General features: G+C 72.1%; 23 protein-coding genes and 2 pseudogenes. 12 read left to right on the forward strand and 13 right to left on the reverse strand.

What is annotated here, in order from left to right:
* Nucleotides 1-115: 115 nt before the first annotated feature.
* Nucleotides 116-781, forward strand: coding sequence for a dioxygenase (locus KBY19_RS02745; protein WP_099882142.1), 666 nt, complete (start codon nt 116-118; stop codon nt 779-781).
* Between the two features lie 72 nt (nt 782-853).
* On the opposite strand, the gene KBY19_RS02750 is transcribed toward KBY19_RS02745, so the two are convergent.
* Both KBY19_RS02750 and KBY19_RS02755 read right to left on the reverse strand, forming a co-directional pair.
* Entirely contained in the window at nt 854-3715 is a 2862-nt protein-coding gene (locus KBY19_RS02750) for an FAD-binding and (Fe-S)-binding domain-containing protein (RefSeq protein WP_210965068.1), read from the reverse strand.
* 211 nt (nt 3716-3926) lie between these two features.
* Nucleotides 3927-4322 (reverse strand): MmcQ/YjbR family DNA-binding protein, encoded by a 396-nt coding sequence (locus KBY19_RS02755; protein WP_099882146.1) that lies wholly within the window; start codon nt 4320-4322, stop codon nt 3927-3929.
* Nucleotides 4323-4425: 103 nt separating this feature from the next.
* On the opposite strand from KBY19_RS02755, the gene serC reads away from it, so the two are divergent.
* Complete coding sequence (gene serC, locus KBY19_RS02760) at nt 4426-5544, forward strand: phosphoserine transaminase (protein WP_099882148.1); 1119 nt, start codon at nt 4426-4428, stop codon at nt 5542-5544.
* 174 nt (nt 5545-5718) lie between these two features.
* Entirely contained in the window at nt 5719-6111 is a 393-nt protein-coding gene (locus tag KBY19_RS02765) for a hypothetical protein (protein WP_099882150.1), read from the forward strand.
* Nucleotides 6112-6123: 12 nt separating this feature from the next.
* On the opposite strand, the gene KBY19_RS02770 is transcribed toward KBY19_RS02765, so the two are convergent.
* Nucleotides 6124-6966 (reverse strand): ABC transporter permease, encoded by an 843-nt coding sequence (locus KBY19_RS02770; protein WP_099882152.1) that lies wholly within the window; start codon nt 6964-6966, stop codon nt 6124-6126.
* Nucleotides 6963-7982: an ATP-binding cassette domain-containing protein gene (locus KBY19_RS02775; protein WP_210965069.1), complete on the reverse strand. Its 1020-nt coding sequence runs from the start codon at nt 7980-7982 to the stop codon at nt 6963-6965. Before KBY19_RS02775 ends, KBY19_RS02770 begins: the two co-directional genes overlap by 4 nt.
* A 96-nt stretch (nt 7983-8078) precedes the next feature.
* Here KBY19_RS02775 and KBY19_RS02780 point away from each other — a divergent pair, with 96 nt between their 5' ends.
* A complete protein-coding gene (locus tag KBY19_RS02780; protein WP_099882156.1) occupies nt 8079-8873 on the forward strand; it encodes a TetR/AcrR family transcriptional regulator in 795 nt (264 codons plus the stop codon).
* Between the two features lie 94 nt (nt 8874-8967).
* Here KBY19_RS02780 and KBY19_RS02785 read toward each other — a convergent pair whose 3' ends face one another.
* The gene (locus tag KBY19_RS02785; RefSeq protein WP_099882158.1) at nt 8968-9198 is read right to left on the reverse strand and encodes a tautomerase family protein; all 231 of its coding nucleotides are present in this window, start codon (nt 9196-9198) and stop codon (nt 8968-8970) included.
* Nucleotides 9199-9253: 55 nt separating this feature from the next.
* Nucleotides 9254-10033: an SDR family oxidoreductase gene (locus KBY19_RS02790; RefSeq protein WP_210965070.1), complete on the reverse strand. Its 780-nt coding sequence runs from the start codon at nt 10031-10033 to the stop codon at nt 9254-9256.
* Between the two features lie 158 nt (nt 10034-10191).
* On the opposite strand from KBY19_RS02790, the gene KBY19_RS02795 reads away from it, so the two are divergent.
* Nucleotides 10192-11124: a helix-turn-helix transcriptional regulator gene (locus tag KBY19_RS02795; protein ID WP_307843425.1), complete on the forward strand. Its 933-nt coding sequence runs from the start codon at nt 10192-10194 to the stop codon at nt 11122-11124.
* A gap of 69 nt (nt 11125-11193) precedes the next feature.
* Here the strand turns inward: KBY19_RS02795 and KBY19_RS02800 are convergent, their stop codons facing one another.
* Nucleotides 11194-12162: a hypothetical protein gene (locus KBY19_RS02800; RefSeq protein ID WP_099886586.1), complete on the reverse strand. Its 969-nt coding sequence runs from the start codon at nt 12160-12162 to the stop codon at nt 11194-11196.
* 121 nt (nt 12163-12283) lie between these two features.
* Between KBY19_RS02800 and KBY19_RS02805 the strand changes: the two genes are divergently transcribed.
* The 3 genes from KBY19_RS02805 to KBY19_RS02815 all read left to right on the forward strand — a co-directional run bounded on the left by KBY19_RS02805 (nt 12284) and on the right by KBY19_RS02815 (nt 15189).
* Nucleotides 12284-12997, forward strand: a complete 714-nt coding sequence (locus tag KBY19_RS02805; protein ID WP_185017335.1) for a GDSL-type esterase/lipase family protein — start codon at nt 12284-12286, stop codon at nt 12995-12997.
* A 373-nt stretch (nt 12998-13370) separates the two neighbouring features.
* Complete coding sequence (locus KBY19_RS02810; protein ID WP_210965071.1) at nt 13371-14027, forward strand: TetR/AcrR family transcriptional regulator; 657 nt, start codon at nt 13371-13373, stop codon at nt 14025-14027.
* A 163-nt stretch (nt 14028-14190) separates the two neighbouring features.
* Entirely contained in the window at nt 14191-15189 is a 999-nt protein-coding gene (locus KBY19_RS02815; RefSeq protein WP_099882166.1) for an aldo/keto reductase, read from the forward strand.
* Between the two features lie 153 nt (nt 15190-15342).
* Here the strand turns inward: KBY19_RS02815 and thpR are convergent, their stop codons facing one another.
* From thpR to KBY19_RS02830, 3 genes are read right to left on the reverse strand one after another with little or no spacing between them, the layout of a single operon-like run.
* Complete coding sequence (thpR, locus tag KBY19_RS02820) at nt 15343-15927, reverse strand: RNA 2',3'-cyclic phosphodiesterase (RefSeq protein ID WP_099882170.1); 585 nt, start codon at nt 15925-15927, stop codon at nt 15343-15345.
* A 52-nt stretch (nt 15928-15979) separates the two neighbouring features.
* Nucleotides 15980-17356, reverse strand: a complete 1377-nt coding sequence (locus KBY19_RS02825) for an MFS transporter (RefSeq protein ID WP_099882172.1) — start codon at nt 17354-17356, stop codon at nt 15980-15982.
* A gap of 33 nt (nt 17357-17389) precedes the next feature.
* On the reverse strand, nt 17390-17767 hold the full coding sequence (locus KBY19_RS02830; RefSeq protein WP_099886587.1) for a MarR family winged helix-turn-helix transcriptional regulator: 378 nt from the start codon (nt 17765-17767) through the stop codon (nt 17390-17392).
* A 310-nt stretch (nt 17768-18077) separates the two neighbouring features.
* On the opposite strand from KBY19_RS02830, the gene KBY19_RS02835 reads away from it, so the two are divergent.
* The gene (locus KBY19_RS02835; protein WP_099882174.1) at nt 18078-18329 is read left to right on the forward strand and encodes a hypothetical protein; all 252 of its coding nucleotides are present in this window, start codon (nt 18078-18080) and stop codon (nt 18327-18329) included.
* A gap of 9 nt (nt 18330-18338) precedes the next feature.
* Here the strand turns inward: KBY19_RS02835 and KBY19_RS02840 are convergent.
* Nucleotides 18339-19816: pseudogene (locus tag KBY19_RS02840) on the reverse strand (NCS2 family permease).
* A gap of 234 nt (nt 19817-20050) precedes the next feature.
* Between KBY19_RS02840 and KBY19_RS02845 the strand changes: the two are divergent.
* Both KBY19_RS02845 and KBY19_RS02850 read left to right on the forward strand, forming a co-directional pair.
* On the forward strand, nt 20051-20311 hold the full coding sequence (locus KBY19_RS02845; RefSeq protein ID WP_099882178.1) for a DUF2530 domain-containing protein: 261 nt from the start codon (nt 20051-20053) through the stop codon (nt 20309-20311).
* 86 nt (nt 20312-20397) lie between these two features.
* Nucleotides 20398-20795, forward strand: a pseudogene (locus KBY19_RS02850) (cation-translocating P-type ATPase); the annotation flags it as partial.
* A 186-nt stretch (nt 20796-20981) separates the two neighbouring features.
* Here the strand turns inward: KBY19_RS02850 and KBY19_RS02855 are convergent.
* Nucleotides 20982-21218, reverse strand: a complete 237-nt coding sequence (locus tag KBY19_RS02855) for a hypothetical protein (RefSeq protein ID WP_099882180.1) — start codon at nt 21216-21218, stop codon at nt 20982-20984.
* A 294-nt stretch (nt 21219-21512) separates the two neighbouring features.
* On the opposite strand from KBY19_RS02855, the gene KBY19_RS02860 reads away from it, so the two are divergent.
* Nucleotides 21513-22874, forward strand: a complete 1362-nt coding sequence (locus KBY19_RS02860; protein ID WP_099882182.1) for a hypothetical protein — start codon at nt 21513-21515, stop codon at nt 22872-22874.
* A gap of 43 nt (nt 22875-22917) precedes the next feature.
* Here the strand turns inward: KBY19_RS02860 and KBY19_RS02865 are convergent, their stop codons facing one another.
* A complete protein-coding gene (locus tag KBY19_RS02865) occupies nt 22918-26082 on the reverse strand; it encodes a sacsin N-terminal ATP-binding-like domain-containing protein (protein WP_210965072.1) in 3165 nt (1054 codons plus the stop codon).
* Between the last annotated feature and the right edge of the window lie 116 nt (nt 26083-26198).

Consider the following 26198-nt stretch of genomic DNA (forward strand, 5'->3'; position numbering starts at 1 on the left):
TCCGTCCATCGACGCCCCCTCGTCCGGCCCGTAGCGTCATCTCCACTCGGCCGACCAGGGCCGGACGCGTCCGTCCCCGCACTTCCCCCACCTTTGGAGAGCGAGGCACAGACAGATGGCTGCAACGGACGACGAACAGCCCACCGCGCGGCGGCGCCACGGCCCGAGCCGGAAGAGCGTGCTGCGCGCCGCGATGGCCGCCGGACCCGCCGCGGTCCTGCTGGGCGCGGGTGCGAGCGGCGCGGCCCCGGCGCTCGCCCGCGACCGGCGCGGGAGCGGGGAGCGGCCGGCGTTGACGCCCTCCTGCGACGACGGCGACGACCCGACACCTCCGCAGACCGAGGGGCCCTACTTCAAGCCCAACTCGCCCCAACGCGACTCCATCGTGCCGCCCGGCACCTGGGGCACGCCGCTGGCCGTCAGCGGTTTCGTCTTCGGACGGGACTGCACACCGCTGGCACACGTACTGCTGGACTGGTGGCAGGCCGACCCCGACGGCGCCTACGACAACGCGGGGTACCGGTTCCGCGGCCACCAGTACACCGACGCGCAGGGCGCCTTCCGGCTGGCCACCCTGCGGCCGGGGCTGTACCCGGGCCGCACCCGGCATCTGCACGTCAAGGTGCAGGCGCCCTACAGCCGCGTGGTCACCACCCAGCTGTACTTCCCGGGTGAGCCGCGCAACCGAACCGACCCGATCTTCGACGCACGGCTGCTGATGAACGTACGGCCGGAAGGAGGCGGACAGGCCGGCTCCTTCGACTTCGTACTGAACGTGTAAGCGCACGGGGTCCGGCGGGACCGGGAAGCACGGGTGCGCCTGCCGCACCTGCCGCCCGGCCCGCCGGGTCCCTCACCTGCGCGGGTCCAGGCCCTCCGCCAGCACCTCCGCCAGATGCCGGCTCCGGTAGCCGCCCAGCTGATCCATCTGGGTACGGCACGAGTAGCCGTCGGCCAGCAGCTCGGTGCCCGGCTCCGCCTCCCGCAGGGCCGGCAACAGCTGGTCCTCGGCGCAGGCGGCGGAGACCTCGTAGTGGCCCTTCTCGAAGCCGAAGTTGCCGGCCAGCCCGCAGCAGCCGCCGCTGAGGTCTCCGGTGAGTCCGGCGCGGTCCCGCAGCCGGCGCTCGGCGGCGTCCCCGATGACGGCGTGCTGGTGGCAGTGGGTCTGCCCGGCGACCGGGCGGTCGATGCGGGGCGGTTGCCAGTCGGGGGCCTGCTCCTCCAGGGTCTGTGCGAAGGTGCGGACGGCCTCGGCGAGCCGCTTCGCACGCGGGTCGTCGCTCAGCAGCTCCGGGACGTCGGTCTGCAGGGCCGCGGCGCACGGCGGTTCCAGCACCGCGACGGGCAGGCCCGCGTCGAGGGCCGGTTCCATCACATCGAGCGTGCGCCGCATCACCGAACGGGCGCGGTCGAGCTGGCCCGTGGAGACATAGGTGAGGCCGCAGCACACCTGCTTCGGCGGTACGACGGGACGCAGGCCCGCGTCCTGGAAGACCTGCACCGCCGCCGTCCCGGCCTCCGGAGAGAGGTAGTTGGTGAAGGTGTCCGGCCACAGGACCACCGGCTTGCCCTCCGCCCCGGCGCGGCCGGGCTGCTTCCGCCACCAGTGGGTGAAGGGGGTGCGGGGCAGCGCCGGGATGTCCCGTTCGGGGGCCAGCCCGCCCAGCCGCTTGGCGAGCGCGGCCAGCGGGGGCACCTTGGCACCCGCGTTCAGCAGCGGCACCGTACGGGTGGCGGCGGCCAGCCGCAGCCACCGGGGGAGCCAGCCCATCGAGTAGTGCGCCATCGGGCGGCGCTTGCCCGGAGTGCCGCTCTCGGCGTCCCCCTCGTAGTAGTGGTGCATGAACTCGGCCTTGTAGGTGGCCATGTCGACACCGACCGGGCAGTCGCTGCGGCAGCCCTTGCACGACAGGCACAGATCGAGCGCGTCGTGCACCTCCTCGGACTGCCAGCCGTCGGTGACGACCTCGCCGGCGAGCATCTCGTGCAGCAGCCGGGCGCGTCCGCGCGTGGAGTGCTTCTCCTCGCCGGTGGCGCGGAAGGACGGGCACATGACGCTCGCCCCGGCCGTCTCGTTGCGGCACTTGGCGACGCCCACACAGCGGCGTACGGCGGCGGAGAAGTCGCCACCGTCGTGCGGGTAGCCGAACTCCACATCGACCGGCTTGCGCGGCAGCGGGGCGAAGCGCAGGTTGGCGTCCAGCGGATCGGGCCGCACCAGGACGCCGGGGTTGAGGCCGTCGGCCGGGTCCCACAGGTCCTTGAACCGGCCGAAGAGGCCGACCATCTCCTCGCCGTACATCCGGGTCAGCAGCTCGGCGCGGGCCAGCCCGTCACCGTGCTCGCCGGAGAGGGAGCCGCCATGGGCGACGACGACATCGGCCAGCGCCGTGGAGAAGTCCCGGAACTTGGCGATGCCCGCCTCGCCCAGCAGGTCGAAGTCGATCCGTACGTGGATGCAGCCGTCCCCGAAGTGCCCGTACGGGAGCCCGCGCAGCCCGTACTCGCGCAGCAGCTTGCGGAAGTCGCGCAGATAGGCGCCGAGCCGGGCCGGTGGCACGGCGCAGTCCTCCCAGCCGGGCCACGCCTCCGCGCCGTCGGGCATGCGGGTGGCCGTGCCGGAGGCGTCCTCGCGGACCCGCCACAGGGCGCGCTGCCCGGCCGGTTCGGTGACCAGCGCATGGTCGGTGGTGCCCTCGCGGGCGGCGCGGCACAGCTGTTCGGCGTTGGCCCTGGCCTGCGCCGCGTCGTCGCCGCCGACCTCCACGAACAGCCAGGCGCCGCCCTTGGGCAGGGAGGCGCGTGCGGCGTCGCCCACCAGGTCGTTGGCCATGCCCTCGACGGTGAGCGGACGGTACGGGAGCAGCCCCGCCGCCGCCTCGGCCGCCGTGGACTCGTCCGCGTAGCCGAGTACGGCCAGCACCCGGGCGCCCGGGGTGGGCACCAGCTTGACGGTGGCGCGGGTCAGCACGCCCAGGGTGCCCTCGCTGCCGGTGAAGGCGCGCGCCCAGTCCTCGCCCTTCTCGGGAAGAAGCTCATCCAGCGCGTATCCGGAGATGCGCCGGGGCAGCTCGGGGAATCCCGTGCGCAGCCGGGCCAGTTCGCCCTGGACGAGGGAGGAGACGCCGCTGCGCAGCCGCTCGGGCACCCCGGAGCCGCCCCGTGCCAGGCGCGCCCGCTCGCCGCCGTAGGTGAGGACCTCCAGCTCGTGCACATTGTCGGCGGTGGTGCCCCAGGCGACCGAGTGGGAACCGCAGGAGTTGTTGCCGATCATCCCGCCGAGGGTGCAGCGGGCGTGGGTGGAGGGGTCGGGCCCGAACGTGAGCCCGAAGGCACCGGCGGCGTTGCGCAGATCGTCCAGGATGACGCCGGGACGTACGACCGCGGTACGGCTGTCCGGGTCCAGATACTCGATGGTGCGCTGGTGCCGGGTGAAGTCCAGGACGACACCGAGCCCGGTGGCCTGTCCCGCGATGGAGGTCCCGGCCCCCCGCGCCACCACGGGGACACCCCGCTCACGGCAGACGGCCAGCACGGCCGCCACATCGTCGTCGTCCTTCGGCGCCACCACGCCCAGCGGAACCCGCCGGTAGTTGGAGGCGTCCATCGTCATCAGCGCTCTGTCCTGGGCCCCGAACTCCACCTCGCCACCGGGCACGGCGGCCCGCAGTGCCCGCTCCAGCTCCCGTGCGTCTGCCCTACGTGCGTCTCCCATGCGCACAGGGTGCACGCTCACCCGGGCCGTCCGCTGCCCTTGCGAGATCTTTCGTGTCTGTGGTCCGCGTCACGCTGCCGATCGGCCATCCGTAAGCGCCCTACCTGCGGATAGACGGATTTTTGTCAGCCCGCCGATCTGGACTCAACGGCCCACCGAGCTGTCCACCCTGGCCATTGAACAGCCGGAGACCGCGCCCCTCGCTCCCGGCTCACTCCGCGTACGGATCGGGCGCCGCGAACGTCTCCAGCAGCCGGGGCGGGGCGGCCTGCTGCCAGGAGTCGACGACGATGTCCCGCAGCTCCGTCATGTCCTCCAGCGCCGCCAGCCGCGCCCGCACCCAGTTGGAGCCCGCCTCGTGCGGCGGCACCCAGAACTTCTCCGGCTCGGCGGCGATCAGCTCTCCGCGTTCCAGGCGCGGGCAGCGCACCGCGAACGAGGACTGGTCGTCCGGCATGGTGAGGAACATCTTTCCCGCGACCCGGAAGGTGGGCATGGCCCACGCCTCCACCTCCTTGGTCTCGGGGAGGGCGAGCGCGAGGCGCCGTACGTCATCCGGGCCGGGGCGGTGACCGGGCCCGTGACCGCGTCTGTGACCTGCTGTCATACGGCCAGCTTATGGACCGGGACCGACAGCCGCGTGTCCACCGTTCGTCTCAGGCGCTGGACGGCTCCGGGGGCGCTCTGGACGGCGGCACTAGGCTGACCCCGTGGCTGATCTCCAGATTCCCGCTGACCTCAAGCCCGCCGACGGTCGCTTCGGCTCGGGCCCCAGCAAGGTGCGTCCGGAGGCGCTCAGCGCCCTGGCTGCGACCGGTACCTCTCTCATGGGCACCTCCCACCGGCAGGCGCCCGTCAAAAACCTGGTCGGAAAGGTGCGCGAGGGCGTACGGAGCCTCTTCTCGCTGCCCGAGGGGTACGAGGTCGTACTCGGCAACGGCGGCTCCACCGCGTTCTGGGACGTGGCGACCCACGGCCTGATCGAGGGCAGGTCCCAGCATCTGTCCTTCGGCGAGTTCTCCTCCAAGTTCGCCAAGGCCGCGGGGCAGGCGCCGTGGCTCGGCGACCCCAGCATCATCAAGAGCGACCCGGGCACCCACCCCGAGGCGCGCGGCGAGCAGGGCATCGACGTCTACGCGCTGACCCACAACGAGACCTCGACCGGTGTCGCCATGCCGCTGCGGCGCGTGCCGGGCGCCGACGACGGCGCGCTCGTCCTGGTGGACGCCACCTCAGGCGCCGGCGGGCTGCCGGTCGACATCACCGAGACGGACGTCTACTACTTCGCCCCGCAGAAGTCGTTCGCCGCCGACGGCGGGCTGTGGATCGCGGTCTTCTCCCCCGCCGCCGTCGAGCGCGCGGAGCGGATCGCCGCCTCGGACCGCCACATCCCGGCCTTCTTCGACCTGCAGACGGCGATCGACAACTCGCGCAAGAACCAGACGTACAACACCCCGGCGCTGGCCACGCTCTTCCTGCTCAACGACCAGCTGGAGTGGATCAACGGGCAGGGCGGGCTGGAGTGGGCCGTCTCCCGGACCGCGGACTCCTCCGGGAGGCTTTACGGCTGGGCGGAGAAGGCGTCCTACGCGTCGCCGTTCGTCGCCGACCCGGAGCAGCGCTCGCAGGTCGTGGGCACGATCGACTTCGCCGACGGGGTGGACGCCGCCGCCGTGGCCAAGGTGCTGCGGGCCAACGGTGTCGTGGACACCGAGCCGTACCGCAAGCTGGGCCGCAACCAGCTGCGGGTCGCCATGTTCCCGGCCGTCGAGCCGGCGGACGTCGAGGCGCTGACGGGCTGCATCGACTGGGTGATCGAGCACCTCTGAGGCCGGCCGCTCCGGGAAGGGGGTGCCCCTGCCCGACGTCCGCGGGCTGCGGGCGCGTCGTGGCTTTGGGGCACCTCCCGGCCGGAGGCTGGGGGAGCAGGGTGGGCAAGCGCAGCCCCCCTGCCGGGTTCGCATGCGTTTGTGCCCCGCCCCGCGCCGGGTACAGCCAGCCGCATGAGCACCCCCACCACCGGCCTTGAGCTGTTCGCCCGGGAGCGGCGCGTGCGGCTGACGACGTACGAGCGGGAAGGCACTCCCGTGGGGCACGGCGCGCGGATCGCCGTGGAGGGCGACCGCGCGTACGTGCGCACACATACGCGCGCAAAACAGCGGGAGCACATCGAGCGCTATCCGGAAGTGGAGATCACCGCCGCCACCCTCTCCGGCACCCCCGCGGGGGCGCCGATGAAGGCGCGGGTGCGGGAGCTGCGGGACCGCGAGGCGCGGCACGCCGCCGCGCGACTGGCCCGCAGACACCCGCTGACCCAGGGCTTTCTGGTACCGCTCGGCTACCGGTTGATGTTCGACCGGCCGGTCCACTACGAGCTGAGGCTGGTCGGCGAATGAGCGGCGCAGCCGTCACTTGCTGAGGTTCTGGAACTTGCGCACGGCCAGCGGCAGGAAGACGGCCGTCAGCACCAGCGGCCACACCACCGCCATCAGCTCCGAGTGCTCCTCGATCCAGCTGCCCCCGGTGGGCAGCGGGTTGCCGTACAGCTCGCGGATGGCGTTCGCGGTGGCCGAGACGGGGTTCCACATGGCGACCGTGCCCAGCCAGTCCGGCATCACCGAGGGCGGGGTGAAGACGCTGGAGACCATGCCGAAGGGGAAGGCGACCGCGAACAGGTTGCCCGCCGACTCCTGGTTCTTGGCGAGCAGGCCGAGCAGCACACCGATCCAGATGAGTGAGAAGCGCAGCAGGAGCAGCAGTGCGAACGCCCAGAGCGTACTGAGCAGGCTGCCGTCCGAACGCCAGCCGATGACCAGCGCGATCACCGCCATCACGGCCAGGTCGAGCGCCGCGTGCAGTACGTCGGAGACCCCCCGCCCGGTCACCACGGCGGAGGGCGCCATCGGCATGGAGCGGAAGCGGTCGGTGACACCGCGCTCCTTGTCCACGACGACGGCCATCGCCGTGTTCATGAAGCCGAACGCCATGGTCATGGCGAACATCCCCGGCATGGCGTAGTCCTTGTAATCCACCCCCTCGCCGACATCCATCGCACTGCCGAAGACATAGACGAACAGCAGCACGGACACGATGGGGAAGCCGAGCTGCCAGGCGATGATGGACGGCTGCTTCACAAGGTGGGTCAGGTCGCGGCGGACGATCGTCCAGCAGTCGGCCACCGCCCAGTACAAGCGCTGCCCGGCGTTCTGCTGCTCCGGGTCCGTGCTCCGCACGGTCTCCACGGCGTTCATGCGGTGACCTCCGCGTGCTCCGTACGGTCCATGTCCTGCGCGGCTGCGGGCGGCTGCGTGCGGCTGCCGGTCAGGGCGAGGAAGACCTCGTCCAGCGTGGGGCGGCGCAGGCCGATGTCGGCCACCATCACGCCCTGGTCCTGCAGTCCGCGCGCCACCTCGGTGAGCGCGGGAACCCCCGCCGAGACGGGCGCGTGGACGCGCAGTTCGGCGGCGTCGGTCTCCGGCTCGGCACCTTGCATCGCGACGCGGGCGACGGCGGCGGTCACGACGGGCAGATCACGGGCCTCGGCGGCGACGACCTCGATACGGTCGCCACCGATGGCCCGCTTGAGCCCGGCCGGGGTGTCCTCGGTGACGTTGCGGCCCTGATCGATGACGGCGATCCGGTCGGAGAGCTTGTCGGCTTCGTCCAGATAGTGGGTCGTCAGGACGACGGTGGTGCCCTGCTGGGTCAGTCCGCGCACCGCGTCCCACACCTCGCTGCGCCCGCGCGGGTCGAGCCCGGTGGTCGGCTCGTCCAGGAAGAGCACCTCCGGGGCGAGGATCATGCTGGAGGCCAGGTCGAGACGGCGGCGCATACCGCCGCTGAAGCCCTGCGGCTGCTTGTCCGCCGCTTCGGTGAGGCCGAACTGGTCGAGCAGTTCGGCCGCCCTGCGCCGGGCGTGGGCCGCACCGAGATGGAAGAGGCGGCCGAACATCTCCAGGTTCTGCCGCGCCGTGATGATCTCGTCCACGGCGGCGTGCTGACCGGTGAGACCGATCCTGCGGCGCACGGCGCGTGGGTCGCGGCGCACGTCGCATCCGCCGACGGTGGCGCGGCCGCCGTCGAGCCGGACGAGGGTGGACAGGGCGCGTACGGCGGTGGTCTTGCCGGCCCCGTTCGGTCCCAGCAGCCCGAAGACGGTGCCGCGCGGCACGGCCAGGTCGAGGCCGTCGAGCGCGTGTTTGTCGCCGTACGTCTTGCGGAGCCCCTCGGCGACGACGGAGCACTGGTCCGGTGGTGGTGCGGACATACATCCCCTCCTCGAATCTGGGTACGATGTACCCAGATCGAAAAGCGTACAGCCTACGCAGATGTTCGCAAGGGGATTTCCTACGATGGCCCGACCATGACGACCAAGCACCCGAGCACGGACCCGGCGGACCACGGCGGCGAAGGCCTCACCCGCCTCGTCCGCAGCCTCGACCTGCTGTGGGGCCGCACGGGGCGGCACCGCCCCGCGCGCGGACCCAAACCCGGGCTGACCCTCGCGCAGATCGTGGCCGCCGCCGTCGACCTCGCCGACCGCGAGGGCCTGGCCGCCCTGTCCATGCGCCGCGTCGCCACCGAACTGGGCGTCGGCACCATGTCCCTGTACCGCTACGTACCGGGCAAGGACGAGCTCATCGCCCTGATGTGCGACCAGGTCGCCCCGCCGCCGGGCGACCTGGAGCAATGGCACGGCAAGAGCTGGCGCGAGACGCTGGAACTGATCACCGAGGCGTCGTGGGAGCTCTACACCACCCACACCTGGCTGCTCCAGGTCAACCAGGCCCGCCCGGTCCTGGGCCCCAACTCCATGGCCAACCTCGACTTCGCCCTGGGAGCGCTGGAGGACCTCCCCTTCACCGGCCAGGAGAAGATGACCATCCTCATCGCCCTCGACAACCTCGTCATGGGCGCCGCCCGCACCGTCGTCCTGTACCAGCAGGCGGCCCAGCAATCGGGCGTCAGTGACGAGGAGTTCTGGCGCACCCAGGAGCCCTACATCGTGCGCGGCATGGAAGAGGGCGGCCTCGCCCGCCTGGCCGGCCTCCCCGACGACGCCTTCGCCGCCGAACCCGCCGAGAGCACCCGCTTCGCCGTCCGCGCCCTCCTGGACGGCCTCCAACGCCTGCTGGACGAGCGTCGTCCGTCGCCCTGACGGGGGCCGCGCCACGGGCGCTCCACCGCCGGGCGCGAGCGGCGGTGGCTCTCGGCCGCACGGTGCCGCACCGGCCGGGCGACGGCCGGTGCGCTCAGGCGTCCCCGGCGTCGGCCGGTGCCGCCTCACCGAGCATGGCGAGGGTCAGCACGTTGCCGGAGACGCCCCAGCCGCCGTCGGCGACCTCTTCGACCAGGACCATGGTGTTGCCGCGGGCGCGCTCGCCGTAGATCTCGACGTACAACTCGGTGGTGCGGGCGACGATCTCCTCCTTCTGCTTCGGGGTGAGGGTCTTCTCAGGGACCTTGAAGTTCGCGAAGGGCATGACTGTTCTTCCTTTGCTCGGTGGATGTTCGTGGGTGGGGCGACTGCGGGCGGGTTCAGATGATTCCGCCGTTGGCGCGCAGGACCTGTCCGTTGATCCAGTGGCCGGCCGGGGAGGCGAGGAACGCCACGACCTCGGCGATGTCGGCCGGGGTACCGAGTCGCTCCAGCGGGGGCTGGGCGGCCAGCCGGCCGATGGTCTCCTCGTCCTTGCCGTCCAGGAACAGGTCGGTGGCCGTGGGGCCGGGCGCGACGGAGTTGGCGGTGACGTCCCGGCCCCGCAACTCCCTGGCCAGGATCAGCGTCAGCGCCTCGACCGCGCCCTTGCCGGCGGAGTACGCGCCGTAGCCCGGGAAGGCCAGCCCCACCACCGACGAGGAGAACGTCACGATCGCACCCCCGGGGCGCACCCGACGAGCGGCCTGCTGGACGATGGCGAACGTGCCGCGAATGTTGGTGCGGTACAGATCGTCCAGGACCGCCAGGTCCAGCTCGGCGATCGGCGCCAGATGCAGCCGCCCCGCCGCGTGCACGACGACATCGAGGCCGCCGAACTCCACCTCGGCCGCGTCGAACAGGGTCGCGACCGCGTGTTCGTCGGCGACGTCCGCGCGCACGGCGAGGGCCCGGCCACCGTCGGCGACGGCCTCCTCGACGGCGGCTTCGGCCTCCTTCCGGTTGCCGCCGTAGCCGACCACGACGGCGTACCCGTCGGCGGCCAGCCGGCCGACGGTCCGGCGACCGATGCCGCGCGAGCCGCCGGTGACGACCGCGACCCGGGGTGAGGCGGAGGGCTGGGCCGGGGCAGCCCTCCGGTCGGGGGACGTGTGGGGCATTGCTGACTCCTGTGGTGGTTGCGGGTCGGGCCGCGGCCTCGCCGTCGCCCTGCTGCGTCCCCAACGGTCGGCCGGTTCCCCGCCCCTAGCCAGGGCTGCGTCCACCCAGGGGTTGCCACCCCCTGGCTACGCCCCGGCGCGCGAGCGACGATGGAGGGGTGAACCTTCCACAACTCGGTGCCTTCCTCAGGACACGCCGCGACCGCATCCGCCCCGCCGATGTCGGTCTCCCCTCGGGCCCGCGCCGGCGGGTCCCCGGGCTGCGCCGCGAGGAAGTCGCCCAGCTGGCCGGGCTGTCGGCCGACTACTACACCGAGTTGGAACGCGGCGGCGCGAAGAACGGCGTACAGCCCTCGTCCCAGACCCTGGCCGCCCTCGCCCGGGCCCTGCGGCTGAACGGCGACGAGCGCGACCACCTGTTCCACCTGGCCGAACGGCCGATCCCGCCGTCAGCACGCGGGCCGTCGGCCCATGTGCAGCCCGCGCTCCTCGGACTGCTGGACCGGCTGTCCAACACTCCCGCGCGCGTCATCACCGACCTGCACGAGACCCTGGTCGAAAACCATCTGGCCCTGACCCTGCTGGGCAGGTCCCCGGCACACCGCGGCCCGGCGGCGAGCTTCGTGTACCGCTGGTTCACCGACCCGCAGGCCCGCGAGATCTACCCGCCCGAGGACCACCCGCAGCACTCCCGGGTGTTCGTGGCCGACCTCCAGGCAGCGGCCGCCCGGCGCGGCCGGGACGAGGAGGTCACGAAGACGGTCGCCGTACTGCGCCGCCGCAGCCAGGAGTTCGCGACGCTCTGGGACACCCACGACGTCGCGGTGCGCCGCATGGACCGCAAGAGGATCGTCCACCCGCTGCTCGGCGTCATCGAACTCGACTGCTTCAACCTCCTGAGCGAGGACGGACGCCAGCGGCTGCTGTGGTTCACCGCGCCGCCCGGAAGCCGGGGAGCCGAGCAACTGGAGCTGCTGTCCGTCGTGGGAACCCAGGAGCTGAGCGCCACGGAGGGCACCGCGCCGGCCGTCAGCGACGACTCCCGGCGCGACGGCAAGGAGACGATCCGGGCCGCCTACCGATCACCGTGATACGCAGGCGCACAGCTGGGCCCGGACGGAGGGGAGGTGCCGGCGGCCCGTCGGCGCTCCGACGGCGGCTCAGTCCCGGCGGCGCGCGAACAGCCGGCGCAGACCGAACCAGACGACCAGGGCGGCGATGAACGTGCCGGCGCCCAGGGTGAGGTTCCGGTTGTCGTCCTCGGACGAGCTGTCGCCGGCGCCGTCGTCGGAGGACTTGGAGTCCGAGGAGCCCGAGCCGTTGTCGCGCCCGGAGTCGGGCACCGCCTCGCCCTTCAGCCGGGTCGGCTCCACACCGCTGCCGGACCCCTCGGAGCCGTACATCAGCGTCCGCCCGTCGGGGGCGAACGTGACCGACTCGCCCTGCCGCTGGAGCGGTACGGGGACGGAGCCGATCTTCTCCGGTTCGCCGTCCTGCCAGGTGTAGGCCGTCGCGCCGAAGTAGGCCCGCAGCACCAGTCGGGTGCCGTCCGGCGAGAACGCGCCGTCGGTCGCCTCGAAGTCCACCTTTGCGACGCGCGAGAAGGTGTTGACGCCGCCCGGCTCCAACTTCCGGGGACCCGCGTACAGGCCGCCCTTCCCCTGTGAGCTCTTGCTGGCGATGTAGACCCGGCCGGTCCTGGGGTGCACCATCAGCGACTCGGCGTTCCGCGGGCCGTCGGCGTAGCGGACGGTGTAGCGGGTGGGGGTCACGGTGACGTCGCCGCGCAGCTGCTTCGGTTCGGGGAAGCGGTAGATCCACACCTCGGGCCAGGAGCCGTCCAGGTTGTCGCCGATGTCGCCGACGTAGACGTTGCCGTCCGGGCCGACGGAGATCCCTTCGACGTCCCGCGGCTCGATACCGCTCAGCGTCACACGGCTGACGGTCTTTCCGGTGCGGCTGTCGACGGCGTACACGTACGGGCCGTCGTCGGAGTCGTTGTGCGTCCAGTAGACGCCCTTGTGAGCGCGGGAGGCGGCCAGTCCGCTGGACTCGGTGATCCGGGAGTCGCGGATGGTGAAGCCCTCCGGACCGTCCTCGGCGACGGCGGCGGGCGGGGCAGCCGTCATCGCTCCCAGCACCACGGCAACCGCCCCGACCCCGACCCCGACTCCACGCGTACGCACAGACATAGGCTCCAGTGTCCAGCATCACGGTGCAGCTCAACGCGGGATACCCGAGGATGTGCGGATGCGCGTTCTCTTCGTCGGCGACTCCATGACGATCGGAGCGGCTGGTGGGGGGAGCTCCGGGCCCCGGGCCGGGGGAGATCACACCTGGCGCTACCGGATGTGGCAGCACCTGTGCCGTACCGTTCCGGACGACGAGGACTGGCAGATCGTCGGCCCCCGCACCGCCCTGCACGAGGGCAGCCACGCCTACGCCGACCCGCTCTTCCCCCACCACGCGCGGGCGCACCTGGCGGGTTGGGGCGCGGGGTGGCTGCACATGGCGCCACTCGTCCGCGAGACGGTCGCGTCGTACCGGGCGGACACGCTGCTGGTCTCGCTGGGGCTGATAGACCTCGGCTTCTACACCGACCCCGAGCAGACGCTCGGGAACGTGGAGCTCTTCCTGACGGAGGCGCGGGCCGGCAACCCGACGCTGCGTGCGGTGCTGCTGCCCGTCATGCCCAACATCCGCGCGGTGACCGACCCGGCGTTCGCCGACGCGTGCGCGCGGTTCAACACCCTGCTGGCCAAGGCGGTGGCCGAGCTGTCCCAGCCGCGTTCGCCGCTGCTGCTGGCCTCGGTACCGCACGACTGGTCGCCGGAGCGGGACACCTACGACGGCACCCATCCCTCGGCCGAGGGCGAGCACCGGATGGCCGCCGCCTTCGCCGACGCCCTGCATCAGGCGTGGGGCGTGGGCGGGCCGTACCGCCGGAGCGCACTGGCACTCTGACCTGCCTTGCGGGGCAAGCGCGACCGGGTGCGGGCAAGTGCTGCCACCTGCTGCCAAGCGTCATGAGTACCGCCGAGTGCGGCAAGGGCGTCAAGTCCGGCAAGAGCTGCCAACTGCGCAGGTATCGTCAAGATCGGCAAAAACCAGCCAGGTGGCGTATCTTTCGCGTCGGAACCCCGCGCCTGCCGCAGCGGCGGGCGGCACCGGAGCTGTCGCTGCACCAGACTGGCGCCTTGTGCCGCGAACACCCCCGGCGCGGCGGTTCAGAACCGCGCTGAGGGGCGCTCGCGGCATCCCCCGACTAATGCGCGCGAGCGCGCACTAAGTGCGGGAACAGTAATCGGAACCTGAGCCTCGACGCAATGCGGACCCCATGACTGCTCCACAACCGCACGGATCGGATCGACCGGCCGAACCCGCCCGTCCGCACGGATCGACCCGCCCAGGCGGACGCACCGCGCGCACCCGTGCCGCCGTACTGGCCGCAGCCTGGGAGGAGTTGGACCGCCGCGACTTCGCCTCGCTCACCATCGACCTGATCGCCCGGCGCTCCGGAGTGCACGCCGCGACCATCCGGCGCCGCTGGCGGACCGTCGAAGGTGTGATCAGCGACATACTCAGTCAGCACGGCGAGACCATCCCGGTGCCCGACACCGGCAGCCTGCGCCAGGACCTGCACGCGCTCGCCCGCTCCATCGCCGACTTCTACACCCCGCCGCGCAACCAGCGCCTCGTCGAGGCCATCGTCACGGCCGCCGCGCGCGAGCCGGGCGCGGCCGAGGTGCTGCACAACGTCTTCGGAGACCGCATCCGGCGAGTCGCCGTCATGGTGGAGCGGGCCGCCGAGCGCGGGGAGGTCGCCGCCGACACGGACGGTGAAGAGGTCATCGCCGCGCTGGGCGCCCCCTTCTACTACCGGCTGCTGATGACCCGCAGGCCCGTCGACGCCGAGCTCGCGCGCAGGAGCGCGGAGGCCGCGTATCTCGCGGCCGTCGAGGGGGTCTTCCGTACTGGGCGCCGGGCCCCGTAAGGGGCGCGGGGAACTGCTCCCCCAGCCTCCGGCCGGGAGGCGCCCCCAAGCCACGACAAGCCCGCACCCTGCGACGCGCAGCAAGGCGCACCCCCTCCTCCAGCGGGGCGGGCGGGGCGCAGCCCCTTGCTTCGAGTGCACTCCAGCCGCCTAGCGTGGCGGCATGGAGTACACGCAGCTCGGACGTACAGGACTGAAGGTCAGCAGGCTCGTCCTCGGAACGATGAACTTCGGCCCGCAGACGGACGAGGCCGACAGCCACGCGATCATGGATGCCGCACTGGCGGCAGGCGTCAACTTCTTCGACACCGCCAACGCCTACGGCTGGGGCGTCAACAAGGGCCGTACCGAGGAGATCATCGGCAGCTGGTTCGCCAAGGGCGACGGGCGGCGCGACAAGACCGTCCTGGCCACCAAGGGCTACGCCAACATGGCCCCCGACGGTGAGACGCCCTGGCCCAACCACGACAAGCTCTCCGCGCTCAACATCCGCCGCTCCGTGGAGGCCAGCCTGCGCCGACTGGGCACCGACCACATCGACCTGTACCAGTTCCACCACGTCGACCGGGCCACGCCCTGGGACGAGATCTGGCAGGCCATGGACGTCCTCGTCCAGCAGGGCAAGGTGCTCTACGTCGGCTCCAGCAACCACGCCGGCTGGCACATCGCCCAGGCCAACGAGACCGCCGCACGCCGTGGCTCGCTCGGGCTGGTGAGCGAGCAGTGCCTCTACAACCTGGCCGAGCGGCGCGCCGAGATGGAGGTCGTCCCGGCGGCCGAGGCCTACGGGCTCGGGGTCATCCCCTGGTCCCCGCTGCACGGCGGACTGCTGGGCGGCGCGCTGCGCAAGGTCCGGGAGGGCGGCGGCGGCCGTACGACCTCCGGGCGCGCGGCCACCGCGCTGGAGGACGCGACGGTGCGCGGGCAGATTGAGGCGTACGAGAACCTCGTCGCCGAGCGCGGCCTGGAGCCCGGCGAGGTCGCCCTCGCCTGGCTGCTGTCCCGGCCGGGCGTGACCGGGCCCATCGTCGGCCCCCGGACGGCCGGCCAGCTCGACTCCGCGCTGCGCGCCGTCGAGCTGAAGCTCGGCGACGAGCTGCTCGCCTCGCTGGAGGAGATCTTCCCCGGCCCCGGGCCGTCGCCCGAGGCCTTCGCCTGGTAGGCGCCGGCCGGCGCCCGGCCCCCGGTCAGCTGCCGCCGAGGGCCGAGGCCAGGACGACCACGAGGAAGAGCACCACCAGCACACCGGTCACAATGCGCATTCTGGTCTTGGCGTTCACGCCGACAACGGTAGCCGGGACCCGGAACCGCTCCGTCACGGGCCCAGGGGCCAGCGCTCCAGCGGCTCGTACCGGGGCTGCTCCCCCGGTACGCCGCTGCGCGGCGGCACACTGCGGACCAGCAGCAGCTCCCGGGCACTCCACGGGGTTCCCTGGAAGGACTCCAGCTGCTCGGCGTACGGGCGCAGGTCGCTCGTCCGCCGCCCCTTGGCCCGGGCCAGCGTCAGATGCGGATGGAACGACGGGTGCTTGTCGTCGGGGAGCAGACCGGCGCGGCGGCCCGCCGCCGTGGTGGCCGCCGCCAGCTTCTTGAGGGCCTGACGGTGGGGTTCCTCCTGCTGGAGCCCCACCCACAGCGTGCGGTCGCCGAAGCGGCCGGCGCCGTGGAGGCGCATCGGGAGGGGGCCCGGCGCCCGCCGCGCCGCCCGGGCCAGCCGCGCTCGGAGGTCTTCCGCCTGGTCCTCGGTCACCTCTCCGTAGAAGCTCAGCGTGAAGTGCCAGGCCTCCGGCCGGGTCCAGCGGAGCGCTTCCGCGCCGGGCAGCTCCTCGAGGGCATCGACGGCGCGGGACAGTTCCTGTACCGCCTCCTGTGGAGGCCACAGTGCTGTGAACAGTCTCATGCGTGCGCAGCCTGCCATGGGTGATGCGGCACCACTGGCGCCGCACCACCAGCTACGCGGCCTCCGAAACCTCCGCGCGGCGGACGAAACGAACGGGCGGCTGGCCCCTACGGAGGCTCACCGCCGGGCGCAGGCCCGCGATACGGGCGAGCACCAGGGCGACGCCCACCGCCGCGACCGCCGAGATGAGGCCCCCGGCGAGGAAGCCGACGCGGGGTCCGAAGGAATCGGTGATCCAGCCCATGATGGGCCCGCCGATGGGGGTGCCGCCGACGAAGACCATCATGAACAGGCTCATCACCCGGCCCCGCATCGCCGGGTCGGAGGCCAGCTGGACGCTGGAGTTCGCCGTGACGTTGAACGTCAGGCCCGCCAGCCCGATCGGCGCCATGAGCGCGGCGAACAGCCAGTACGAGGGCGAGAGGGCGGCGAAGATCTCCAGTACGCCGAAGACCAGCGCGGCGCCGACCATCAGCCGCATCCGCGACTGGCCGCGGCGTGCCGCCAGCAGTGCCCCGGCCACGGAACCGACGGCCATCAGGAAGTTGAGGGTGCCGTAGGTGCCGGCGCCCGCGTGGAAGACGTCACTGGTGAACGCCGTGAGCCAGATGGGGAAGTTGAAGCCGAAGGTGCCGATGAAGCCGACCAGCACGATCGGCCACAGCAGTTCGGGGTGTTCGCGCACATAGCGCAGTCCCTCGCGCAGCTGGCCCTTGCCCCGCTCCACCCGCTTGCTGGTGTGCAGTTCGGAGGTGCGCATCAGCAGCAGGCCGATGAGGGGCGCGCCGAAGGACAGGCCGTTGATCAGGAACGCCCAGCCGCCGCCGACCGCGGAGATCAGCACGCCGGCGACGGCCGGGCCGACCAGCCGGGCACTCTGGAAGTTCGCGGAGTTGAGCGAGACGGCGTTGCGTATCTGGCCGGGGCCAACCATCTCGGAGACGAAGGTCTGCCGGGTCGGGTTGTCGACGACGGTGGCCAGGCCGAGGGCGAAGGCGAGCGCGTAGACGTGCGCGACCTGCACGTTTCCGCTCAGGGTGAGCGCCGCGAGCACCAGGCCGATGACACCCATGGTCGACTGGGTGACGAAGAGCAGCTTGCGCTTGGAGCAGCGGTCGGCGATGACGCCGCCGTAGAGCCCGAACAGCAGCATGGGGAGGAACTGGAGGGCCGTGGTGATGCCGACGGCGGTGGAGGAGCCGGTGAGGCTGTGCACCAGCCAGTCCTGGGCGATGCGCTGCATCCAGGTGCCGGTGTTGGAGACGACCTGGCCCATCGCGAAGAGGCGGTAGTTGCGGATCCTCAGGGAGCTGAACATCGAGGGCTTCGCGGTGGTGGTCGCGCGGGGCCCGGCGCCCTGGTCCTGCGGTTCGTTGTCGTCGGCTGGGGATGGTGCGGGTGCGGAGTGTGCTCCGTGGCCCGTACTCAAAGCGGCGTCGCCTCCTGTTCTGGGTCGTGCTCCTTACAGATGTGCCAGCTTCTCCAGCACCGGCGCGGCGGCACGCAGCGTCGCCCGGTCGTCCTCGTCGAGTTCCTGGACCAGCTCGGTCAGCCAGGCGTTCCGCTTGGCACGGGCAGCGGCCAGCATGGATTCGGCCTGTTCGGTCTGGGTGACCACCTTCTGCCGGCGGTCCTCGGGGTGTGCGTCCAGCCGGACCAGCCCCTTGGCCTCCAGCATGGCGACGATGCGCGTCATCGACGGCGGCTGCACATGCTCCTTGCGGGCCAGCTCGCTGGGGGTGGCGGAGCCGCAGCGGGCGAGGGTGCCGAGCACGGACATCTCCGTGGGGCTCAGCGACTCGTCGACGCGCTGGTGCTTCAGCCGCCGGGAGAGACGCATCACCGCGGCACGGATCGCGTTGACGGCTTCCTTGTCGAGCTCGGCGAGGTCCGGTTCCTGGTCGTCTCCGCCGGTCGCGGCGACCTCGTCGGCCTGTTCGAGGCGGTCGAGGCCGGCGAGCTGGTCGAGCGCACCCGGTGGAGGCCCGTCCGCGAAGCGCGGAGCGGGGAGCTGTTCCGACATAGTCCTTAGCCTAACTCATTACCCGGCCTAAGGAAAACGAGGTTTACGGCGCAGGGGCTCACACGTACGAGTGAGTCAGAACACATTCGCCGGACAGCGGCCGGGGTCGGTTCGCGACCGTTGTCGTATGAACAGCCTGACTCCGCCGTGCGACGACGACCATCACGAGCAGCCCGAGTCGCAGGTGCTCAGCCTGCGTATAGAGGCCGCTCTCTTCGAGCGGCTGAACGGCCACGCCGCAAAACGCGGAATGAGCGTCCAGGACTATGTGGTCCGGACGCTCGTTCGCGACGACTTCGACGAACGCTTCAAGGCGTCCGTCGAGCGGACCGAGCGGTTCTACGGCCACTCGGCCCGCAGCGCGGGGGGCCTCGCCTGAGGCCCGGCCTCATCCGACGCCGAACGCCTGCTCGATGGGATCCAGCAGGAAGTAGACGAGGAAGCACAGCCCGACCGCGTTCAGCAGCCAGGGAATCTCCCGCGCACGGCCGACGGCGACCCGCAGCACGATGAAGGAGATCACGCCCAGGCCGATGCCGTTGGTGATGCTGTAGGTGAACGGCATCGAGACGATGGTGAGGAAGGCCGGGATGGCGACGGTGGAGTCGCCCCAGTCGATGTCCCGCACGTTCGACGCCATGATCAGGAAGCCGACGACCAGCAGCGCGAAGGTCGTGCCTGCGAGGGCACGACCTTCGCGAGGGGCGTGAAGACCAGCGCGAGCAGGAAGAGCCCGCCGGTCAGCACATTGGCCAGACCGGTGCGAGCGCCCTCGCCGACACCGGCGGTGGATTCCACGAAGCAGGTGTTGGCCGAGCAGGAGCCGGCACCGCCGGCTGCCACCCCGACACCGTCCATGAACAGGATGCGGCCCATCCGCGGCAGCTGACCGTGCGCCCGGTCGTCGGCGAGCCCACTCTCCTCACCGACGCCGATGATGGTGCCCATCGCGTCGAAGAAGCCCGACAGCAGCACCGTGAAGACGAACAGGCAGCCGGTCAGCCACCCCACCTCCTGGAAGCCGCCGAACAGGCTGATCTCGCCGATCAGCCCGAAGTCGGGGCTGCCCACCACCGAGTCCGGCAGCTCGGGCACCGACAGCCCCCAGGCCGCGTCGGGGATCTCGGCCACGGCGTTGATCACGATGGCGACGACGGCCATCACCACGATGCCGATGAGGATGGCGCCCCGGGTCTTGCGCACCAGCAGCACATACATCAGGACCAGCCCGAGCACGAACACCAGTACGGGCCAGCCCTGGAGCTTGCCGTCCACGCCCAGCCCGAGCGGAACGCTGGTGTGCGCCTTGTCCGGGTTGCGGGTGACGAAGCCGGAGTCGACCAGACCGATCAGCGAGATGAACAGCCCGATACCGATGGCGATGGAGCGCCGCAGCCCGTTGGGGATGGCGTCCATCACCTTCTGCCGCAGACCGGAGGCGACCAGGATCATCAGCACGATCCCCGCGAGCACCACCATGCCCATGGCGTCGGGCCAGCTCATCTTGGGCGCGAGCTGCAGCGCGACGACGGCGTTGATGCCCAGGCCCGCGGCGAGCGCGATGGGCACATTGCCGATGACGCCCATCAGCAGGGTGGTGAGCCCCGCCATCAGCGCGGTCGCCGTCACCAGCTGACCGTTGTCGAGGTGCTGGTGGTACTTGTCCTCGCCCGCCCCGAGGATGATCGGGTTCAGCACGATGATGTACGCCATCGCGAAGAAGGTGGCGAGTCCGCCGCGCATCTCACGGCCCACGGTCGAGCCGCGCTCCGAGATCTGGAAGAAGCGGTCCAGTGCGGACGGGGAAGCGGGCGGGGTCCCCTGCGGGGCTCCCTCGGAATCGACCGGGCTGGCCGAAGCGGACATGCGTGACCTCGGATACTGCTTCGTACTGAGACGTTGCGCTCTCAGGGCGGCTGCTGGACGGTGCTGGAGACGACCGGCTCAGTTTGTACTATCCGACGAAAAAAACCGGCCACATCCAGACCGGTTCAGTATGAACAACCGAACGGGTTGATCGCCAACTCCACCCCCGGCAGCCCGGCACCCCCTCGCTAGGCTGGGGTGGGGGAACAGGCGAGAGACGAGGGAGCCGCGGCGATGAGCCTCATGGACAGATGGACCAACGGCGAGCGCGAGGCACCCGAGCCGCTGGAGGGCAACGTCGTCGCCACCACCGTGACCGGCACGCTGATCTGGCTGGTCCTCTTCCTGGTCCAGCTCCCCTTCTACAGCTGGTTCGCCGACAACGGCCACACCTGGTGGCTGTGGACCTGCGCCGTCGGCGCCGCCCTGGGCTGCGTGGGCATCTGGTACGTGAAGGCCCGGGACAAGGCGATCAAGCGAGCGCAGGAGGACTGAACGACGCGCGGCGGGATCGGCCGAGCTGCGCCCGCACCCGGCGCACACCCCCGACGAGGGCACCGGCCGCCATGTACCGTCGGAACATGACACAGCCCCGCGGCGGCCTCACCAGCGCCGAGGTATCCGAACGTATCGGGCGCGGCGAGGTCAACGACGTTCCGCCGCGCAACAGTCGGTCCGCTGCCGACATCGGTGCGGGCGAACGTCTTCACCGGGTTCAACACGATCATCGGCGCGCTCTTCCTGATCATTCTGGTCGTCGGACCGATCCAGGACGGCCTCTCCGGGGTTCGTGATCATCGCCAACACCGGCATCGGCATCGTCCAGGAGCTGCGCGCGAAGCGGAACCTGGACGATCTGGCCGTCATCGGCGAGGTCGTCGAGTCCGACAGCCCGGAGGTGGACGAGTCGCTGCTGACCGGCGAGGCCGAACCGGTCCTCAAGCGCCCCGGCGATCAGCTGATGTCCGGCAGCTTCGTGGACCAGCGCGGCGACGCTCACTTCGCGCTGAAGCTGGCCGGTGCCGTGTTGCCGTGGACAGCGGTGGGGGTGGCCGCCGTGGCGGGCGTCCTGCTGGAGGTGGTCCGGCGGCGGGCGGCCCGACGGCTCTCCCCGTCGTCGTAGCCTTCCGGCCCACCCGCCGCGCCGGCGGCCCTCCGGCTGGCTCTACGGCGCGCTGTCCGCCAGCTGGGTACGCCCCTGGGCGCGGGCGCAGTGCGCGCAGCAGTAGTAGTGGCCCTCCGACTCCATGCCGTGCCCCAGGATGCGGCAGCCGCAGTTCTCGCACACGGGCGCCATCTTGTGGGCCGCACACTCCAGGCAGTCGAAGACGTGCACCTGCCCCGCGGAACGGACCTCGAAGGTGTGGGGGTAGTCGTTGTCGCAGACCTCGCAGACGGGCATGGACTCTCCTTGAATCACATGGAAACGGGTGGAAGCGGATGCCGAGCCGGTACTGATCCGGTGCCGAGCGTGCACATCGTTACCCCGCGAGCCCCGCCCCCGACCCGGCCTCAGCCACCCGGGCGCACCCGTTGGAGGGGCGGCGCGGCGAAATTCGGGCCCGTAATTCTGAAAGTTATCTCCGGGACAATTGAACTGAACCAGCGGAAAGAAAAGCCGAGTTGAAAATCTACGCGCGATGCGGCAAGAATTCGCGGCACCGAATCCGCGGTTCCCCCCACGAGGAGAATTCAAATGTCCCGTTCCCGTACGGCGGCGTTCACCGCCGTGTCCCTCTCGGTCGCGCTGGCGGTCGGCGGCTGCGGCTCGGACGACCAGGACGACGGGGGCGGCGACGCCTCGGCCGCCGCGTCGGCCCCCGAGGCCGAGCTCTCGCACAAGGTGCCGATGGCCAAGGTGAGCGAGATGGCCGGCGCCCAGGGAATGTGGACGACCGGCAGCCATTTCGTGAAGGCCGACCTGAAAAAGATCGTCGGCTATCCGCTCGACGGGGGAAAGCCCGCCTGGACGGTGCCGCTCAGCGGGGAGATCTGCTGGTCCTCCCCCGAACCGACCGAGGACGGTCTGATAGCCGTCGTCTACGAGAACGACAAGAAGGATCCCTCCGTCTGCACCGAGGTCGGCCTCGTGGACCTGAAGCAGGGCAGACTGCGCTGGCACCGGCAGGCGCTGGAGGACGGGTCCGCCGCGATGTTCGACGAGGTGACCATCGGCGGCGGCACGGTCGCCGCGGGCGGCACCAGCGGCAGCGCGGGCTGGACCGTGGGCGGCCGTCAGCTGTGGGGCCCGTCCTCGGACACCCGCTGCCCGGCCGACGGCTACGCCGGAAGCGGCGACAAGCTCATCGCCGTACGAGACTGCGGTACGACGGACAACCCCAAGCTCAAGGTGCAGACGGTCGACCCCCGCACCCGCGCCGCCGACTCCACCTTCTCGCTGCCCGCCGGGACCGAGAACGTGCACGTCGTCTCCGCCGACCCGCTGGTGCTCGCCGCCGACGACGGCAAGGCGCAGGGCGGCTCCGGAGTCTCCGAGTTCCTGTCCGTGGACGACAGCGCGGCACGCGGCCGGCTGCTCGCCACGATCCCCGCGACGGGCGGCAAGTACGGCAAGTACGACGTGGACTGCCCGGCGACCGAGATCACCGACTGCAAGCAGGTCGCGGTCGGCAAGGAAGCCGGTGCGCTGTACCTGGGCACGGAGAAGCCCGTGAAGGCCGGCTCCGAGGCGAAGAACGACGTCGTCGCACTCGATCTGCGGACCGGCAAGCGCAAGGCCCACGTCGAGGGCTCGGACGTGGGCGCGATGACGCCGATCGGGCTCGACAAGAACGGCGACGTGCTGGCCTACCAGAAGGCCAACACCTACCGCGAAGAGGGCGGCGCGGTGTGGCGGCTGGACGCCCGCACCCTGAAGAAGACTCCGCTGCTGCGCAACAACGGCTCCGACTACAAGACGGAGACCTCCTTCGAGATCGGCGACTCCCGTGCGCTGTACGCGGCAGGCCGGCTGTATCTGGGCGCCGACGACGTGAGCGAGCCCTCCTCGACCGGGCTGCCGACGCCGCTGGCGGCGGTCTACAGCACGAAGGGCTGACCGCCCCCCCCCGACCCCGTGCCGCGGGCGCGGACGTGGGGTCTCAGTCGAACCAGCGGGCGGCGGCCAGCTCCGCCGCCCGCGCGGGGTCCTCCAGCAGCGCCGGGACCTCGAAGCGGCGGGGCCAGGCCCCGGCCGACCAGGCCAGGGCCGAGGCCAGTCCCTCCAAGGTGGCGGCGTGCAGGGTGCCGTCCGGGGTGCGGCGCCAGTCGAGATCGACGCCGCCGATCCGCAGCTCCTCGTGCTCCCGGTAGCGGTCCGGGGCGCCCGGCAGCAGTTCCCGCACCACGGCGGGCACCTCCCGCTCGGTGCCCGCCGACTCGGGCACCAGATGGGCGACCTCCTCGCCGGCGCACCGCACCTCCAGCAGTGCCGCCAGCTCACCGGCGTCCTGCGCGGCCACCGGCAGCAGCGGCCGGTCCCCCACCAGGGGGAGGGCATCGGGGGCGTCCGCGACCAGCGCCTCGGCGGCGTCCACCACCACCGTCGTTCCGTCCCGGACCGCGCGCAGTTCGTCGGGCAGCGTGAGTTCGGCCGGGTCGAGCCCTGCGGTGGCCAGCAGGGTGTAGAGCCCGTGCAGCTGCGCGGGGTCGACGGGGAGCGCGGGGTCTGCCAGCCGGCGCAGCAGCTCAGCCGGCCCGCCCGGCTCCGCGAGCAGCGCGGCGGCGGTCGTCCGGACGCCGAGCGCGCGCAGCACGCCCTCGTCGGTGACATCGCCCGGGTCGGCCTCCTCGTACAGCCCGCGCAGCAGCGGATCTCCCCCGGAGGAGCGCAGGCCGGCCGGACGGCGGCCGTCGAGGACCGGGTGGCCGCGCAGCCACCAGGCGGTGTACGGGCGTACGTCGGTGACGGTGCCGTCGCCGAGCCGCACCCGTACCGGCGCGGTCAGCGCGTCCCGCAGCGGCGGGCGCGCCAGCATCGCCAGCGCCTCGGGCCAGTGCGCGTCGTCCACCAGGTCCAGGTCGCGTACGGCGACGAACTCCACCGCGACGGGCGGCACGGAGCCCTCGTCGCCGTCGGCCGCCAACTGGTCGAGCACGTCCTCGCACCACACGTCCACGGCGTCCAGCAGCCCCGGGTCGTCCGGCTCGGGGTAGTCCCCCTCGCGGGGCTCGAAGCCGTCCGGGTCGAGCACCACGTCCTCGGCACGCACCAGGGCGAAGTCCGCCTGGACGCCGACGGCCGTCAGCGGCTGCTCGCCCCAGCGTTCGGCCAGCTGCGCGTCACAGGTGGCCAGTTCGTCCTCGCGCAGCACGCGGGCGAACGGGGAGCCCGGGTAGACGAGTTCGGCGGCGGGCGCCGGCTCGCCGTCCTCGTCGGGCAGCGCCAGGGCGCCCAGCCACGGCTCGTCGCCGGGCGCGAGGTGTGCGTCACGGACCAGACCGAGGACGGTCTCGGCCAGTTCGTCGGGGTCGAGCCCGCCCCCCTCGGCGCCGTCCGGACCGTCGTCCCACGCCTCCTCGGCGTCCAGCGAGGCGGCGACCGCCGCGCGTACCTGCGGGGTCGTCAGCACGGCGCGCGGGGTGGCGGGGGTGGCACCCAGCTTCTCCAGCAGCGGGTGCGCGGCGTCCGGGTGAGCGGCCTTCAGCCCGAGCCGGGCCATCCTCTCGGGCGGCACGGCGCCGTCCGGGAGCGGCAGCAGCACATGCCGGGGCCCGACCGCCGTCCGGCCGTCGGCGAGCGGCACCGGCAGCCCGGTCAGCCGCTCGGGGTCCACGCCCGCGAGGGAGTCGTACAGCCGCCACCACCAGCCCGGCTCCCGCTCGACGCCGGTGAGCCGGTCGACGGCCTCGCCCAGCGGAACACGGGGCACCTCGAGCACTCGCAGCTCGGTGCGTCGCTCCAGCCCGGCGGGCAGCAGGCTGGGGAAGAGTTCGGACAGTACGGCGACGGTCGCGGCGCCGGCGCCCTCGACGATCTCGGCGTCCCGGGGGCGCAGGGCGTACGGCTGCTCGGTGTCGTCCTCGGCCGCCGTCCCGGTGGCCGCGCTCGCCAGGAACGGGACGTCCGGGAGCCGTTCCAGCACCAGCGCGCGCAGCTCGCCGTCGAGTTCGCCCGCCCCCAGCGGCCCCGGCACCAGCTCGACGGTGCTGGTGGTCACGGGCCGCCAGTCGCGCAGCAGCGCGGCGTAGGCGTCGGCGGCACGGTGCAGCAGAAACCGGGTCAGCGGCCCCGGGGCCACATGGCGCCGGGTGGGCTCCAGCGGGAAGGAGGCCAGCAGCAGCGCGGGGAATCCCAGCGGCTCGTCGGTCGGGGTCGGCGCGTGCAGACACGCGGCGGTACGCGGCTTGGCGGGGGCGCCCTCCTCGTCGACCGGCACCGCCCAGGTCACCGACCAGGTGGGCCGGGCCCGCTCCTCGACCGGCCGGTCGGCGAGCAGTTCCGGGTCGGCGACACCGCTGTCGCCCGCCAGCCGCCACCGGGTGGCGCCCGCCGCTGAGTCCCGGATGAGGACGTATCCGTCCTCCTCGTGCCGGGTGAGGGTGCGGGCCGGGCCGTCCCCGGTGTCGATGACGACCTCGGCCAGGCCGGGCAGCGCCAGCAGCAGCGCGTCGTCCACCGCCGCCAGCAGCTGCCGCGTCAGCGAGTGCGCCGCCTCGTCGCGCAGCGGGAGCAGCACGGCGGTGTCGTACCCCGAGGGCACGGCCGACTCCTGGTACGGGGCCGGGAGCGGCAGCCGCAGCAGCGGTACGTGCCCCTCGCGGTGGTCGAGCTCCTCGGCGAGCCGGGCGTTGGCGGCAGCGGCCTGCCGGGTCAGTTCCCTGGCCTCGGCCAGCGACCAGCGCACGCCGTCGCCCGCCTGCCCCGCCGTCCCCGTGCGGGTGACCACAGCGGGTTCGTCGGTGACGGCGAGGACCGCAGAGAAGCCGACGCCGAAACGGCCCACCGCACCCTGGTCGGGCTCGGTGCGCTTGGCGGAGGCGCGCAGCGTGGACAGCGACTCGACGCCCGCGGCGTCCAGCGGCTCCCCGGTGTTGGCGGCGGTCAGCTTCCCGTCGGCGAGGCCGAGGCGGAGCCGGCCGGGCACACCGGCGCGGGCCGCGGCGTCCGAGGCGTTCTGGGCGAGCTCCACCACCAGACGGTCGCGGTAGCCGCCCAGCGCCAGATCCTGCTCGGCGTTGGCATCCTCGCGGAACCGGGCGCTGGACGCGGTCCAGGCCTCCAGCACACTTTCCCGCAGTCGCTCGGTCCCGAACGTGTCCCTCACGGCGTCGGCCTCCTCGGCATGTGCGTCCCCTCCCCTTGAGCCGTCCCCCTGCGGCGAAAGGGAAGGTTACGGCACGGTCGAATGCCCCAACGCCGCCGTCTGCCGGGTGCAGGCGC

The sequence above is a fragment of the Streptomyces sp. B15 genome, assembly GCF_018070605.1.
GTDB lineage: Bacteria > Actinomycetota > Actinomycetes > Streptomycetales > Streptomycetaceae > Streptomyces > Streptomyces smyrnaeus.

Excerpts from the sequence above, each read along its gene's own strand:
- KBY19_RS02855 (WP_099882180.1), bottom strand. The coding sequence starts at position 21,218 with ATGCCCGTCTGCGAGGTCTGCGACAACGACTACCCCCACACCTTCGAG.
- KBY19_RS02765 (WP_099882150.1), top strand. The coding sequence starts at position 5,719 with ATGAGCACCCCCACCACCGGCCTTGAGCTGTTCGCCCGGGAGCGGCGC.
- KBY19_RS02785 (WP_099882158.1), bottom strand. The coding sequence starts at position 9,198 with ATGCCCTTCGCGAACTTCAAGGTCCCTGAGAAGACCCTCACCCCGAAG.
- KBY19_RS02805 (WP_185017335.1), top strand. The coding sequence starts at position 12,284 with ATGCGCGTTCTCTTCGTCGGCGACTCCATGACGATCGGAGCGGCTGGT.
- KBY19_RS02830 (WP_099886587.1), bottom strand. The coding sequence starts at position 17,767 with ATGCGTCTCTCCCGGCGGCTGAAGCACCAGCGCGTCGACGAGTCGCTG.
- KBY19_RS02790 (WP_210965070.1), bottom strand. The coding sequence starts at position 10,033 with ATGCCCCACACGTCCCCCGACCGGAGGGCTGCCCCGGCCCAGCCCTCC.
- KBY19_RS02780 (WP_099882156.1), top strand. The coding sequence starts at position 8,079 with ATGACGACCAAGCACCCGAGCACGGACCCGGCGGACCACGGCGGCGAA.
- KBY19_RS02800 (WP_099886586.1), bottom strand. The coding sequence starts at position 12,162 with ATGACGGCTGCCCCGCCCGCCGCCGTCGCCGAGGACGGTCCGGAGGGC.
- thpR (WP_099882170.1), bottom strand. The coding sequence starts at position 15,927 with ATGAGACTGTTCACAGCACTGTGGCCTCCACAGGAGGCGGTACAGGAA.
- KBY19_RS02845 (WP_099882178.1), top strand. The coding sequence starts at position 20,051 with ATGAGCCTCATGGACAGATGGACCAACGGCGAGCGCGAGGCACCCGAG.
- KBY19_RS02755 (WP_099882146.1), bottom strand. The coding sequence starts at position 4,322 with ATGACAGCAGGTCACAGACGCGGTCACGGGCCCGGTCACCGCCCCGGC.
- KBY19_RS02860 (WP_099882182.1), top strand. The coding sequence starts at position 21,513 with ATGTCCCGTTCCCGTACGGCGGCGTTCACCGCCGTGTCCCTCTCGGTC.
- KBY19_RS02745 (WP_099882142.1), top strand. The coding sequence starts at position 116 with ATGGCTGCAACGGACGACGAACAGCCCACCGCGCGGCGGCGCCACGGC.
- KBY19_RS02750 (WP_210965068.1), bottom strand. The coding sequence starts at position 3,715 with ATGGGAGACGCACGTAGGGCAGACGCACGGGAGCTGGAGCGGGCACTG.
- KBY19_RS02770 (WP_099882152.1), bottom strand. The coding sequence starts at position 6,966 with ATGAACGCCGTGGAGACCGTGCGGAGCACGGACCCGGAGCAGCAGAAC.
- KBY19_RS02810 (WP_210965071.1), top strand. The coding sequence starts at position 13,371 with ATGACTGCTCCACAACCGCACGGATCGGATCGACCGGCCGAACCCGCC.
- KBY19_RS02835 (WP_099882174.1), top strand. The coding sequence starts at position 18,078 with ATGAACAGCCTGACTCCGCCGTGCGACGACGACCATCACGAGCAGCCC.
- KBY19_RS02775 (WP_210965069.1), bottom strand. The coding sequence starts at position 7,982 with ATGTCCGCACCACCACCGGACCAGTGCTCCGTCGTCGCCGAGGGGCTC.
- KBY19_RS02815 (WP_099882166.1), top strand. The coding sequence starts at position 14,191 with ATGGAGTACACGCAGCTCGGACGTACAGGACTGAAGGTCAGCAGGCTC.